We start from the raw sequence: 12,338 nt of genomic DNA on the forward strand, positions 1-12,338 counted from the left end.
CATGCGGCTTTCCGCCACCGACGTGTACGCCTTCCAGGCGCTCGGCTTCCTGGGGATGCAGGACCCGGCGCGCTGGGTCGCCAGCGAGGAGATCAGCGACGCGACCGGCGTCCACCGCCCCTACCTCGTGCGGATTCTGGCGGCGCTCACGGCCAAGGGCATCGTCAAGAGCAAGAAGGGCATCGGCGGCGGCTACACGCTGGCCCGCAAACCGCACCTGATCAGCCTGTGCGAGGTCGTGCGCGCCATCGACGGCCCGGTCGCGCCCCTCTCGTGCATCAGCCTCAACTGGCACGAGCCGTGCGTGGAAGAAGACCGCTGCCACGCCCGCGCCACCGTCTACAAGCGGATGCGCGACGCGATGCTCGCCGTCTTGCAGGAATTCAGCGTGCAGGACCTCGTGGTGGACGCGCGGCAGGGCGTGAGCTACGGGCACTGCCTGAGGCATCTGCTCAAGCCGAACGCCTAAGCCCGGCTAAGCGACTTGGCTGTCTCCGCCGTCGAGACAAGTTGAGTAATCTTGTCATCTTTCGGGTATTCTGGGGGGCATGAGTCTTCTGGAGCCCGGCTTCCGATGTTCTTCGACTCCCCTGCCGCTCCAGCCCTGACCCCTCGTCCCCCTTTCCTGGAGACCCCATGAGCGACCTCGAAGCGCTGAAAAAAGAAGTTCCCCCCTTCCAAATCTTCGACCTGATCCCCCAGTACGCCGAGGCGGGCGCCATTGACCCGGAGATGACCGACCTGCTGAAGTGGGCGGGCATCTACCCCCAGCGGCCCCAGGAAGACGGCTTCCTGATGATGCGCGTCAAGGTCCCCACCGCCGAGTTCTCCTCCGAGACCCTGCGCGTGGTGGCGAGTATCTCCGAGGACTTCGGGCGGGGCTTCCTCGACGTGACCGACCGGCAGGCCTTCCAGTTCCACTGGCTGACCATCGACAAGGTGCCGCAGATTTTCGACCGCCTGGAGCCCATCGGCCTGCACACCAAAGGCGCTTGCGGCGACACCGTGCGCGCCGTGATCGCCTCGCCCCTGGCTGGCCTCGACGCCCGCGAGGTCATCGACGTGCGGCCCATCGCGGCGGCGATGGAGGGGACGCTCAGCGGCAACCCCGACTTTCAGGACCTGCCGCGCAAGTTCAAGATCTCGATCACCGCCACGCCCGAGCTTGAGGGCATCCATATGATCAACGACATCGGCTTCCTGGCCCACCGGGTGGGTGGCGAGGTCGGCTTCGACGTGTGGGTGGGCGGCGGCCTGGGCGCGGTGGCGCACCTCGCCAAGCGCCTCGGCGTGTTCATCCGGCCCGAGGAAGTGGTGGAGGTGGGCCGCGCTATCGCCGGGGCGTACCGCGACCACGGCTACCGCGTGAGCCGCAAGAAGAGCCGCCTGAAGTTCCTGATCAAGGACATCGGCGTCGAGAAGTTCCGCGAGATCGTGGAGAACGACTACCTGGGCCGCAGGCTGCAAGACGGCCCCGCCGCGCCCGTCGCCCGCTTCGGCGGCAACGACGTTCTCGGCGTCAACCCGCAAGGTGACGGCCTGAACTACGTCGTCGTGGCGACCACCGTGGGCCGCATCGACCCGTACAAGGCCCGCAGGCTCGCCGACCTCGCCGACCGTTACGGCAAGGGCGTGCTGCGCACCACCGCCTTCCAGAACATGATGATCCCGCACGTCCGCAGCGAGGACATCGCCGAGCTGACCGCCGAGCTGGAGGCCATCGACCTCGCGCCGAAGACCACCCTGCGGGGCACGACCATCGCCTGCACGGGGACCCAGTTCTGCCGCCTGGCGCTGACGGAAACGAAGGCGCGGACCGCCAACCTCGTGGACCACATCGAGGCGAAGTTCGCCGACCTCGACGTGCCCTTCACGATCAACCTGACGGGCTGCTCGAACGCCTGCACGCGCTACCAGGTCGCCGACCTGGGCTTCATGGGCGCGTTGCGCGGTGAGGAAGAGGTGTACAACGTCCACCTCGCCGGGAGCATCGGGCAGGCGCAGCGCACCGGGGACAAGCTCAAGGGCTTCGTGCCCGCCGTGCGGCTGAACGAGTACACGGAGGCGGTGCTGGGCGACTTCCGGTCGGGCAAGCTCCCCGGCGAGAGCTTCGTGGAGTACGCCGACCGGGTGGGCCACGAGCGCTTCGCCCCCGACGCGATCCTCAAGCCCGAGCGTGAGGTCGTGGGCGCATGACCGCCACCCTCAACCGTCCCGAGGTCGGCACGGGCCGGGTGGTGTGGTTCACCGGCCTCTCCGGCGCGGGCAAGAGCACGCTGGCGAGCGCCCTGTACGAAGAACTCACTGCCCGTGGTGTGCCGGTCGAACTCCTCGACGGGGACGCGGTGCGCGAGAACCTGAGCAAGGGGCTGGGCTTTTCCAGGCAGGACCGCGACACCAACGTCCGGCGCATCGCCTTCGTGGCGGGGCTGCTCGCTAGGCACGGGGTGACCGTGCTCGTGAGCGCGATCAGCCCCTACGCGGACACCCGGCGTGAGGTGCTGAATGGCCTGCCCAACCCGACCGAAGTGTTCGTGGACGCCCCGCTGGAGGTTGTCACCCAGCGCGACGTGAAGGGCCTGTACCTCAGGGCGCTCGCCGGGGAAATCCCGCACTTCACGGGCGTCTCCGACCCCTACGAGGCGCCCGAGACGCCCGATCTGCACCTGCGCACCGACCGCATCGGCGTGGAGGAGGGCCTGGGTCAACTCCTCCGACACCTGGGGTACGAGGCATGACCGCCCTGAACGACCGACCCGAGGTGCGGACCCCCGAGCAGGGGGGCGTGCCGCTGACCACCGAGCCGCGCGCTCCCCGCGAGGCGCCCGGCGTGCCTGACGCGACCGCCCCCGAGTTCACGCCCGAGACTGATCCCCTCGACGTGATCCGCTGGGCGCTGGGGGCCCACCCCGACCTGCTGATGCCGAGTGCCTTCAACCTCAACGGCGTCGTGCTGCTCGACCTCGCGGCGCGGGCGGGCTACCGGGGCGAGGTCGTGTTCGTGGACACGGGCTACCACTTTCCCGAGACGCTGCAAACCAAGGACCGGCTCGCCGCGCGTTACCCCGAGATGACCTTCGTGACGCTGAACGAGGGCGCGAACCCGGAGGACGGGCAGACGCCGCCCGACCTGTACGCGAGCGATCCCGACGCATGTTGCGCGGTTCGGAAGGTGGCACCCCTCCAGACCCATCTACGCGAGAAGAAGCTCTCGGCCCTCCTCAATGGCCGCAGCCGTGATCAGGCCGCCACCCGCGCAGACATTCCCTTCGTGGAGACGGGCGGGGCGCGTGTGAAGATCAACCCCCTCGCCCACTGGACGCGCGAGCGGCTGGAGGCGTACGCAGCCGAGCACAGCCTTCCCGTCAACCCACTGTATTTCGACGGCTTCCTGTCCGTGGGCTGCTGGACCTGCACGCGGGCCGTGCGCCCCGGCGAGGACGCCCGCGCCGGACGCTGGGCGGGCAAGGGCAAGACGGAATGCGGGCTGTGGGTCGGGGAGAGCAAGCTCTAGCACTCCCACTCTTCTTCGCTCAAAAGTTGACCAACTTCATCCACTGATTGTTTGAAAGGCCCACGCATGACGACGCTCCCCAACCCCTCCCCCATCCTCCTGCCCGCACCCCTCGGCGGCACCCTCGTCAACCGCGTGCGGCGGGCCGGGCACGACTTCGACCCCGCCGAGCTGGAGGGCCTGCCCCGGCTGGAACTCTCCGACCGCTCGTACGCCGACCTGGAGATGCTGGCGACGGGCGCGTACTCGCCGCTGAAGGGCTTTCTCGGCGAGGCCGACTACCTGAGCGTGATCGAGCACATGCGCTTGGCGGACGGCACTCCCTGGAGCATCCCGATCACCCTGCCCGTCGCCCGTGAGGAGGCGGGGCGGTACACGGGCCGCGTGGTGCTCACCCGTGGCGGCAAGGCGGTCGGGACGCTGGACGTGGAGGAGCGGTACGAGGCGCGCAAGGGCTTCGAGGCGCGGGAGGTCTACCGGACGGAGGACCCCGCGCACCCCGGCGTAGCGGCGCTCTACACCCAGGGGGACGTGAACTTGAGCGGGCCCGTGACCCTCTTCGAGGTGCCGCGCGGCGCCTTCCCGCTGCACCACCGCACCCCCTTTGAAACGCGCGAGGTGATCGAGGCGCGGGGCTGGCGCACGTCGGTGGCCTTCCAGACGCGCAATCCGATTCACCGGGCGCACGAATACCTGCACAAGGTCACGCTGGAACTCGTGGACGGCCTGCTGCTGCACCCGCTCGTCGGGCAGACGAAGGGGGACGACGTGCCCGCCTCCACCCGCGTGCAGGCCTATGAGGTGCTGCTCGACCGCTACTACCCGCAGGCCAGGACCCTGCTCAGCGTGTACCCCGCCGCCATGCGCTACGCCGGGCCGCGCGAGGCGATCTTGCACGCGCTCTCAAGGCGCAACTACGGGGTGACGCACTTCATCGTGGGGCGCGACCACGCGGGGGTGGGGAACTATTACGGGACCTACGACGCGCAGGAGATCTTCGGCAACTTCACCCGCGAGGAGCTGGGTATTCAGATTCTCAAGTTCGAGCACACCTTCTATTGCCGGACCTGCGGCCAGCTCGTCAGCCCGCGCACCTGCCCCCACGGCAGCGAGCACCACCTCGTCCTCAGCGGCACCAAGGTGCGCGAAAAGCTGCGTGCTGGCGAGGATCTGCCCCCCGAATTCACCCGCCCGGAAGTGGCCGAGGTTCTGCGCGAGGCCTACACCCGGCAGCCTTAACCCCTTCCCGATGCGACCGGCGTGCGCCCCTCACCCGGGGCGGGTTCACTACGAAAATTGACCCCACAGGAGGGACTAATGACCCCAAGACCGACGTTGTTGGCCCTGAGCCTCGCCCTCCTCGCTCCGACCGCCGCTGCCCAGGGGGCGACGACCGTGCGGCTCGGTTACTTTCCCAACCTGACCCACGCGCCCGCACTTGTGGGGCTGGAGCGCGGCACCTTCCAGAAGGCGCTCGGGAAGGTGAAGCTGGAACCCAAGGAATTCGTCTCGGGGACGACGCTGACGGAAGCCTTCGCGGCGGGGCAGATCGACATCGCGTACATCGGCCCGGGCCCGGCGATCAATGCGGCGGCGCGGGGGATGCCCCTCCAGATCGTCGCGGGGGCGAGCGAGGCGGGCGCGGTGCTCATCGCGCGCAAGGGCAGCGGGATCAGGACGTACAAGGACCTCGCGGGGAAGCGGGTGGCGGTGCCCAGCCTGGGCAACACCCAGGACATCAGCCTGCGGCACATCCTCAAGGAACAGGGCCTGGGGGCGCAGACGGACGGCGGCAACGTGACCGTGACCCCGGTTGCGCCCGCCGACGTGCTGGCCGCCTTCGCGGCGAACCGGGTGGACGCCACGCTGGTGCCCGAGCCCTGGGGCGCGGCGCTGGAGGCGCAGGGACACCTCCTGATCGGCAACGAGAAGACGGTGTGGCGCGGGGGCGCGTATCCCACGACCGTCGTGATCGTGAACACGAAGTTCGCGCAGGCCAACCCGGCGCTCGTCGCGGCCTTTCTGGGGGCGCACGGGAAGGCGGTGGCCTTCCTGACGGGCAAGCCCGCTGCCGCCGCCGCCTCGGTGAACAGGGAGCTGGAGGCGCTGACCGGGCAGAAGATCGACCCGCGCGTCCTGCAACGGGCCATGAACCGCACCCGCTTCACGACGGCGCTCGACCCGGCGGCCCTGAACGAGTACGCGGCCCTCAACGTCGAGGCCGGGTACGCCCGGGGCACCGTCAACCTCGCCCCCTTCCTCAACCCGGGCTTTCAGAAGCGGTGAGGCCATGACGACGACCTCCCTGGGCACCCCCACCCCCGTCCGCCGCCCCTCCCGCTGGCGAATGTTCGTCTGGCAACTCCTCGGGCTCGGGCTGCTGCTCGCCCTGTGGTGGCTGGTCACCGACGTGCTGAGGCTCTACCCGCCCTACGTCTTCCCCAGCCCGCGCGCCGTATGGACCGAGATCAGCTACGGCCTGTGGGGCACCGGGCCGCAGGACGGCAAGCTGCTCGCCGGGATCGGCAACAGCCTGCGGCGGGTGCTCGTCGGTTACGTCAGCGCCGTGCTGCTCGGCGGCGTGGTCGGCCTGCTGATGGGCGCTTGGCGGCCCCTGCGCGACACCCTCGGCGCGTACCTGACCGGCATCCAGAGCGTGCCCTCCATCGCCTTCGTGCCCTTCGCCATCCTCTTTTTCGGGCTGAACGAGCGGGCGGTGCTGTTCGTGGTGATTCTGGAGGGCTTTATACCGGTGGCGCTCGCCGTCTCGGGCGCGCTGATGAACGTGCCCCCGGCGCTGCGGGTGGCGGGCCGGACGCTGGGGGCGCGTGGGCTGGACCTCACGACCGGCGTGCTGCTGCCCAGTGCGGTGCCCAGCATCCTGACGGGGCTGCGGACCGCGTGGAGCTTCGCGTGGCGGGCGCTGGTGGGGGCGGAACTGCTCGTCAGCGCGAGCGCCAGCCTGGGCTCTCAACTGGAGATCGGGCGCAACACGGCGAACATGGCGCTGGTGATCGCCACCATCCTGACCATCGGCGTGATCGGGGGAATATTTGACGCCGTGCTGCGCGCCCTGGAGACTCGCGTGCGGCGCGACTACGGACTGGAGGTGCAACAATGACCGCCACGATGACCCGCCCCGCCCAGGCTGCCAGCGCCTCCCCCCAGGGGGTCAGCCTGACGCTTGACGGGGTGACCTACCGCTACGGGCGGGGAAGGCCCGGACTGGGCCCGGTGACCCTGCACGTCCAGCCCGGCGAGTTCCTGTGCGTGGTCGGGCCCTCGGGGAGCGGCAAGAGCACGCTGCTCTCGCTGCTGGCGGGCTTCCTGCGGCCCCAGGCGGGCGAGATTCGGCTGGGCGACACGCCCGTCACCGGCCCCGACCCGCGCCTGACCCTCGTGCAGCAGGAACCGGCCCTCTTCCCCTGGCGCACGGTGACGGGGAACGTCGCCTTCGGGCTGGAGCGTCGCCGCTTTCCCCGAGCCGAGCGGGACGCCCGGGTGCAGGAGACGCTGCGCCTCGTGGGGCTGGAGGGGTACGGCCCCCGGCGCGTCCACCAGCTTTCCGGCGGGCAGCGCCAGCGGGTGAGCCTCGCCCGCGCCCTCGCCGTGCAGCCGAGGCTCCTGCTCCTCGACGAGCCTTTCAGCGCCCTCGACGACCGCACGCGCACAGTCCTTGCCGACGAGTTGCTCGGCATCTGGTGGGAGCGGAAGGTCACCGTCGTCTTCGTCACGCACAACCTGGAGGAGGCGCTGGCGCTGGGGCAGCGGGTGGTGGCCCTGCGCGGGGGCGAGGTGGCGCTGGACGCCCCGGCGCGGGAGCTGAGCGTGGGGCGGCTGCGGGAGATGCTGGAGGGCTAGCCGGAGTTCAAACAGGAAGGGCCGGAACTGCACAAGCTCCGGCCCTTCGCATGGTCCCCGCGTTACTGCACGCTGGGGCTGCCCGTTCCGCCCCCGTCCACGCGCACAAGCAGGGGCACCTCGCTCTGGGTCCCGTCGTGCGAGTAGACCAGGGTGCCGACCTTGGGCGCGCCAGCTCGGGCGGTGGGCGCGGCGGTCACTTTCAGGGTCACCCAGACGCGCTCGTAGTAGTTGACCGAAGTCGCCCCGGAGGAGGGATGGGTGGTACCCACAATCTCCTTGGCGACAAAGGCCTGCGCCAGCGCCACGTCCACACCCGGTGGCAGGTCCTGGGGCGTCACCGACAGCCAGGACACGGGCGAGCTGGCCGAATGCACGTTGCTGCTGTTGTCCCGACTCCCGAAGTCGATCTCCAACGCCCTGAAGGGGGCGTCATCGACCTTGAGCAGCGTGCGCGGGTAGCTGTACCTCACGTACAGAGCCTGCCCCGGCCTCACCGTGACCGGGGTCATAGGTGAGGCCATCACCTGCGGGGCCGAGACACCCACTCCCATCTGAGAGGGCGCGCACGCGGACAGGAGCGCGGCGAGGGAAACCACCAATATCTTCTTCACGTCCGAAAGACTAAAGAGGGAGATGCGGCCGGTGAAGCGAAGTTGTGGCACCACCCGTCGGGGGTAATCTTCTCTCGGCCCGCCTCTTTCCCTTCCTGCTACTCCGTCTGCTTCTCCTCCCGGACCCCGGCGAGTTCGGCCTGACGCCCCTCGCGCGGATTGACGCTGCCGAGCACCCGCTCGAAGGCGGCGACCACCTGATCGATCTGCTCCTTGCTGATCGTCACGGGCGGCAGGAAGCGCACGACGAGGGGCGTGGCGGCGAGGGCTAGCACGCCTTCCTCATGCTCCAGGGCCGAGATGTAGGGCGCACTCTTCTCCTTGAGTTCCACCCCGATCATCAGGCCCAGACCGCGCACCTCGCGGATTTTCGGAGAGCGGATGGCGCGCAGCCGCTCCATGAAATACGCGCCCTTCTCGCGCGCCTGCTCGGCCATCCCCTCGCGCTTCATTGCCCGGATGGCGGCGACTCCAGCCGCCATCGCCAGCGGGTTGCCCCCGAAGGTCGTGCCGTGACCGCCCCCCGGCATCCGGTCGGCGACCTCGGCGGTCATGGCGAAGGCACCCACCGGCACGCCGCCCGCCATCGCCTTCGCCAGCGTCATGCCGTCGGGGATCACGCCCGAGTGCTCACAGGCGAACATCTTGCCCGTGCGGCAAAAGCCCGTCTGAATCTCGTCGAGGATCAGCAGGGCGCCCCGCTCGCGGGTAATGCGGCGGGCCTCCTGGATGAACTCGGGGGAAGCGGGCCGCACGCCGCCCTCGCCCTGCACGGGTTCGAGGATCACGGCGGCGGTCTGGTCCGTCACCGCCGCACGCAGTTCCTCGACGCTGCCGTAGGTGATGAAGTCGACGTTCCGGTTGTCCACCGCGTCGCCGAAGGGCTCGCGGTACTTGGGCTCCCAGGTGAAGGCGAGGGCGCCCAGCGTACGGCCTGAAAAGCCCCGGCGCATGCTCACGAACCGCTGGCGGCCCGTCGCCGTGATGGCGAACTTCTTGGCCGCCTCCATCGCCTCGGTGCCCGAGTTGCACAGGAATACCCGCCCCAGGCCCTGCGGCAGCACGCTCACGAGTTCGGTCAGGAACTCGGCGCGCTTGTCGTTGGGGAGGGTCTGGGGCATCACGATCAGCTTCTCGGCCTGCTCCTTGATTGCCCGCACCACGTCGGGGTGGCAGTGGCCGATGTTCGCCACCCCGTACCCGGCCACACAGTCGATGTAGGACCGCCCCTGCTCGTCCCAGACGGTCGCGCCCTGACCGCGCACCATCACGACCTGATGCTTGTTGTAGACGCCGGAGTCGTATTGCAGCTCGGCGTTCAGCCACTTGCTCGCGCTTCCTTGCTTCGCTTCACCCTGTGCGGTCACGTTCGACCTCCTGTTGGAGTCCAGTCTAGGGGCTCGGGGCCGGGAAAAAAGGGCGCGTGTCCAGCCGGGCAGGTTGGAGGCAGGCGCGGCATCCACCCCAGGGGAAAGAACGGAACATTCGAGTGCCCCTGCGCGTAGGAAGGGACATGAGCAAGACCTTCCACCTGCCGCTGCTCGCCACGCTGCCCGCCCTGCTCGCCGCCTGCGGGGACAACGACCTCGACCTCGACCGCTACAAGCGCACGAAGTACACGTCCTACGAGCAGTGTCGGCTGGCCAACCAGGACGTCATCCGCCAGGGCCTGCGAAATCCCTGCCAGAAGACGAGCGGCGGTTTCTACGGCCCGTACATCCTGCTGGGGTCGGGCCTCACCCGCTACGTGGGCTACACGTCCTCGGGCGGCGTCGCCCCCACCGGCCTGACCCACGACAGCAAGCGGGGCACCTACGGCAGCTTCAAGGCGCCCGTCAGCCGGGGCGGGTTCACAAGCACGGGCCGCGCGGGCAGCTCCTCGTCCGGCAGCTTCGGCGGCTGATGCGGCGCCTCACCTTCCGCGAGCGACCGAACTGGGAAGCCCGGCTTCAGGAGGTTGGCTTCACGTGGTACGCCCCCACTCCAGAGCACCCCGTCCCCTACTGGGGCGAGGACGCCTGCTACGCCTTCACCCCCGCGCAGATCGAGGGCCTCCGGCGTGACGCCCAGGACCTCACCGACATGGTACTGGAGACGACCGGGGCGGCCATCCTGGCGGGGAGGCCGGGCGAACTGGGCATCCCCGCCTTCCTCCACGGGGCGGTGCGCGAGTCCTGGGACCGCGACGACCCGACCGTCTACATGCGCCTGGACCTCGCCTACGACGGGCAGGGGCACGCCCGGCTGCTGGAGGTGAACGCGCAGACGCCCACCTCGCTCATCGAGGCGGCGGTCAGCCAGTGGCACTGGCTTGAGGACCGGCTGGCGTCGGGGGAGTTGCCCCCCGGGGCGACCCAGTGGAACACCATCCACGAGGGGCTGGGCGAGCAGTGGGCGTACCTGATGCGCGAGCGGGGCGTGACCCAGGCGCACTTCAGCGCCGCCCGTGAGGTCGAGGACATCGCCACCGTCACCTACCTGCGTGACCTCGCCCTCGCGGCGGGGGTGAGCGGGTCCTTCCTCGCGGCGGACGAGATCGGCACGAGCCCGGGCGAGTCGTATCTGCTCGACACGTGGTCCCTGCCCATCCGCCATCTGATGTGGCTGTGGCCCTTCGAGTACGCCTGGGAGTCGCGGGACGCGGCCTTCCTGGCGAGCACCGGGACCCGCTTCATCGAGCCGCTGTGGAAGGCGGTCACGGGGAGCAAGGGACTCCTCGCCCTCCTCCACGGGCGTTACCCGGACAGCGGACTGGTGCTCCCGGCGACCCTGATGCCCGGCGCGCTAGGTTCCGGGGTGGTCCGCAAGCCCCTGTACTCCCGCGAGGGGCAGAACGTCGCCCTGCCCGGCGCATCTGCCACACCCGGCGTCTACGGTGACCTCCCGACCATCGAGCAGGCATACGCGGAGTTGCCCGCCTTCGACGCGAAGGACGGGCCGCGTTACCCGGTCCTGGGCGTGTGGGTCGCCGGGGACGAGGTGTGCGGGCTGGGCATCCGGGAGGGGCGCACACGGGTAACGGACAACCGGGCGACCTTCGTGCCGCACGTCGTCCTGCCGGGGTGACGGAGAGCCCTGGTCAGTGGTCTCCCCCGTGCCGCTCGGTCGGCAGGCTGAGGTCGGACTTGTCCACCCCCTCCGTCGCAGGCCCCAGTTCCGCTTCGGGCGACTCCCACGCCAGCTCGCGCAACTCGCGGTCGGCGGCTTTCGACACTTCGGGGGTCCAGCGTCCGTGTTCGGTCATGGTGCCTTCCTGCGCCGTCTTTGCCTGATCGTCCTGGCCCTTCTCCCGTCCGTCCGTCATGAGACACCTCGGCCCGTATTCGACTCCAGGACCGGGGGCTCTTGGCGAGAAAACCGGGGGGAGTTCCCGGGGAAAGCTTCATTGCCGCGTGGCGAGACGGCTACTTCAGGTCGCACCTGTACATGAACGTCTTGCCGCCGCTGAGGTACAGCATCACGAACGTCGAGCCCTTCGGCGTGGTCACGGCGGCGCGGTAGAGGTCCTTGTCGTTGAAGCTGGAGCGGTATCCCACCGTCTTGTCCTTGGCGGCGGCGTCCTTCATCGCCTCGTCCATGATGAGGGCCGCGATCTTGAACTGCCCGGGCGTGGCCCCGGAGCCGGGTCTGGCCTCGATCCCGCCCGCGCAGTGGCGACCCGAGAAGCTGAAGGCGTGGGCATCGATCCCCTGTCTGGCCGAGCGGTCGAGGCCCAGGGCCCGGGCGGGCGTGAGCAGCAGCAGCGAAAGGGCAAGCGGGAGGAGACTTTTTCCGAGCATGGGGCGACTCTAGAGGGCGGGCAGGGCGTCTCCCCACGCAGATGAGCGGTGTTGGGGGAACTGCCCCCTCCACTTCCCCAAGGCCCCGCCGGTCGCTCCCCGTCTCCTCATGGCCGTGGCCTCTCACGTCAGCCCCTTCTCGAAGTGGTGGCAGGAGATGTTGAACCCCGTGGAGAGATACAGGCGGTGCGCGGTCCAGCGCCTTTCCCCCACCCCGGAGTCGAGTTGCAGGCTGTCGCAGCCCAGCCGCCTCGCCTCGGCCTCCAGCCAGGCCAGCAGCGCGCGGGCGTGTCCCCTCCCCCGGGCGTCCGGCAGCGTCGAGAGGTCGTCCACGTACAGTGCCCGCCCGAAGGCGAGCATGGTGTAGACACGGTATCCCGCCACCGCCGCCGCCTCGGTCCGGCCCGATTCGAAGACACCGACCAGTCGGTAGCCCTTGGCCTCCACCGAATGCAGGTAGGCGGCGAGTTCGCTGACCCCGGCGGTGGCGGGCGCGTGCGGGCGCAGCTCGCGCAGGGCGGGGAGGGCCAGGGCGGCGTCGGCAGGAGCAAGGGGACGCAGGTCGGGCAT

15 protein-coding genes are annotated in these 12,338 nt (G+C 69.6%); 10 read left to right on the top strand and 5 right to left on the bottom strand.

Annotated elements, in window-relative coordinates; genetic code table 11:
• Nucleotide 1 precedes the first annotated feature (1 nt).
• The 8 genes from DAETH_RS11350 (at nt 2) to DAETH_RS11385 (ending at nt 7,375) form a co-directional block, all read left to right on the top strand.
• Nucleotides 2–469, top strand: a complete 468-nt coding sequence (locus tag DAETH_RS11350; RefSeq protein ID WP_264775002.1) for an Rrf2 family transcriptional regulator — start codon at nt 2–4, stop codon at nt 467–469.
• Nucleotides 470–636: 167 nt separating this feature from the next.
• Entirely contained in the window at nt 637–2,196 is a 1,560-nt protein-coding gene (locus DAETH_RS11355) for a nitrite/sulfite reductase (RefSeq protein ID WP_264775003.1), read from the top strand.
• On the top strand, nt 2,193–2,738 hold the full coding sequence (cysC, locus tag DAETH_RS11360; RefSeq protein ID WP_264775004.1) for an adenylyl-sulfate kinase: 546 nt from the start codon (nt 2,193–2,195) through the stop codon (nt 2,736–2,738). The genes DAETH_RS11355 and cysC overlap by 4 nt, the downstream gene beginning before the upstream one ends.
• Nucleotides 2,735–3,514 carry a phosphoadenylyl-sulfate reductase gene (locus tag DAETH_RS11365; protein ID WP_264775005.1) on the top strand — a complete coding sequence of 260 codons (780 nt, stop codon included), beginning with the start codon at nt 2,735–2,737 and terminating at the stop codon, nt 3,512–3,514. The genes cysC and DAETH_RS11365 overlap by 4 nt, the downstream gene beginning before the upstream one ends.
• A 66-nt stretch (nt 3,515–3,580) precedes the next feature.
• On the top strand, nt 3,581–4,753 hold the full coding sequence (gene sat, locus DAETH_RS11370) for a sulfate adenylyltransferase (protein WP_264775006.1): 1,173 nt from the start codon (nt 3,581–3,583) through the stop codon (nt 4,751–4,753).
• A gap of 78 nt (nt 4,754–4,831) precedes the next feature.
• Complete coding sequence (locus DAETH_RS11375) at nt 4,832–5,800, top strand: aliphatic sulfonate ABC transporter substrate-binding protein (RefSeq protein WP_264775007.1); 969 nt, start codon at nt 4,832–4,834, stop codon at nt 5,798–5,800.
• Nucleotides 5,801–5,804: 4 nt separating this feature from the next.
• Nucleotides 5,805–6,635 carry an ABC transporter permease gene (locus DAETH_RS11380; RefSeq protein WP_264775008.1) on the top strand — a complete coding sequence of 277 codons (831 nt, stop codon included), beginning with the start codon at nt 5,805–5,807 and terminating at the stop codon, nt 6,633–6,635.
• Nucleotides 6,632–7,375 carry an ABC transporter ATP-binding protein gene (locus DAETH_RS11385; RefSeq protein WP_264775009.1) on the top strand — a complete coding sequence of 248 codons (744 nt, stop codon included), beginning with the start codon at nt 6,632–6,634 and terminating at the stop codon, nt 7,373–7,375. The genes DAETH_RS11380 and DAETH_RS11385 overlap by 4 nt, the downstream gene beginning before the upstream one ends.
• Nucleotides 7,376–7,437: 62 nt before the next feature.
• On the opposite strand, the gene DAETH_RS11390 is transcribed toward DAETH_RS11385, so the two are convergent.
• On the bottom strand, nt 7,438–7,989 hold the full coding sequence (locus DAETH_RS11390) for a hypothetical protein (RefSeq protein WP_264775010.1): 552 nt from the start codon (nt 7,987–7,989) through the stop codon (nt 7,438–7,440).
• A 98-nt stretch (nt 7,990–8,087) separates the two neighbouring features.
• Nucleotides 8,088–9,356 (bottom strand): acetylornithine/succinylornithine family transaminase, encoded by a 1,269-nt coding sequence (locus tag DAETH_RS11395; protein ID WP_264775011.1) that lies wholly within the window; start codon nt 9,354–9,356, stop codon nt 8,088–8,090.
• Between the two features lie 146 nt (nt 9,357–9,502).
• Between DAETH_RS11395 and DAETH_RS11400 the strand changes: the two genes are divergently transcribed.
• Nucleotides 9,503–9,892 carry a hypothetical protein gene (locus tag DAETH_RS11400; RefSeq protein ID WP_264775012.1) on the top strand — a complete coding sequence of 130 codons (390 nt, stop codon included), beginning with the start codon at nt 9,503–9,505 and terminating at the stop codon, nt 9,890–9,892.
• The gene (locus DAETH_RS11405; protein ID WP_264775013.1) at nt 9,892–11,055 is read left to right on the top strand and encodes a glutathionylspermidine synthase family protein; all 1,164 of its coding nucleotides are present in this window, start codon (nt 9,892–9,894) and stop codon (nt 11,053–11,055) included. Before DAETH_RS11400 ends, DAETH_RS11405 begins: the two co-directional genes overlap by 1 nt.
• 13 nt (nt 11,056–11,068) lie before the next feature.
• Here the strand turns inward: DAETH_RS11405 and DAETH_RS11410 are convergent, their stop codons facing one another.
• From DAETH_RS11410 to DAETH_RS11420, 3 genes are all read right to left on the bottom strand, one after another.
• A complete protein-coding gene (locus DAETH_RS11410; RefSeq protein WP_264775014.1) occupies nt 11,069–11,293 on the bottom strand; it encodes a hypothetical protein in 225 nt (74 codons plus the stop codon).
• 100 nt (nt 11,294–11,393) lie between these two features.
• Entirely contained in the window at nt 11,394–11,768 is a 375-nt protein-coding gene (locus DAETH_RS11415; protein ID WP_264775015.1) for a hypothetical protein, read from the bottom strand.
• A 123-nt stretch (nt 11,769–11,891) separates the two neighbouring features.
• The gene (locus DAETH_RS11420) at nt 11,892–12,338 is read right to left on the bottom strand and encodes a GNAT family N-acetyltransferase (RefSeq protein WP_264775016.1); all 447 of its coding nucleotides are present in this window, start codon (nt 12,336–12,338) and stop codon (nt 11,892–11,894) included.

It is taken from the genome of Deinococcus aetherius (genome assembly GCF_025997855.1).
GTDB classification, from domain to species: Bacteria; Deinococcota; Deinococci; order Deinococcales; family Deinococcaceae; genus Deinococcus; species Deinococcus aetherius.

Excerpts from the sequence above, each read along its gene's own strand:
- DAETH_RS11350 (WP_264775002.1), top strand. The coding sequence starts at position 2 with ATGCGGCTTTCCGCCACCGACGTGTACGCCTTCCAGGCGCTCGGCTTC.
- DAETH_RS11355 (WP_264775003.1), top strand. The coding sequence starts at position 637 with ATGAGCGACCTCGAAGCGCTGAAAAAAGAAGTTCCCCCCTTCCAAATC.
- cysC (WP_264775004.1), top strand. The coding sequence starts at position 2,193 with ATGACCGCCACCCTCAACCGTCCCGAGGTCGGCACGGGCCGGGTGGTG.
- DAETH_RS11365 (WP_264775005.1), top strand. The coding sequence starts at position 2,735 with ATGACCGCCCTGAACGACCGACCCGAGGTGCGGACCCCCGAGCAGGGG.
- sat (WP_264775006.1), top strand. The coding sequence starts at position 3,581 with ATGACGACGCTCCCCAACCCCTCCCCCATCCTCCTGCCCGCACCCCTC.
- DAETH_RS11375 (WP_264775007.1), top strand. The coding sequence starts at position 4,832 with ATGACCCCAAGACCGACGTTGTTGGCCCTGAGCCTCGCCCTCCTCGCT.
- DAETH_RS11380 (WP_264775008.1), top strand. The coding sequence starts at position 5,805 with ATGACGACGACCTCCCTGGGCACCCCCACCCCCGTCCGCCGCCCCTCC.
- DAETH_RS11385 (WP_264775009.1), top strand. The coding sequence starts at position 6,632 with ATGACCGCCACGATGACCCGCCCCGCCCAGGCTGCCAGCGCCTCCCCC.
- DAETH_RS11400 (WP_264775012.1), top strand. The coding sequence starts at position 9,503 with ATGAGCAAGACCTTCCACCTGCCGCTGCTCGCCACGCTGCCCGCCCTG.
- DAETH_RS11405 (WP_264775013.1), top strand. The coding sequence starts at position 9,892 with ATGCGGCGCCTCACCTTCCGCGAGCGACCGAACTGGGAAGCCCGGCTT.
- DAETH_RS11410 (WP_264775014.1), bottom strand. The coding sequence starts at position 11,293 with ATGACGGACGGACGGGAGAAGGGCCAGGACGATCAGGCAAAGACGGCG.
- DAETH_RS11415 (WP_264775015.1), bottom strand. The coding sequence starts at position 11,768 with ATGCTCGGAAAAAGTCTCCTCCCGCTTGCCCTTTCGCTGCTGCTGCTC.
- DAETH_RS11420 (WP_264775016.1), bottom strand. The coding sequence starts at position 12,338 with ATGCCCGACCTGCGTCCCCTTGCTCCTGCCGACGCCGCCCTGGCCCTC.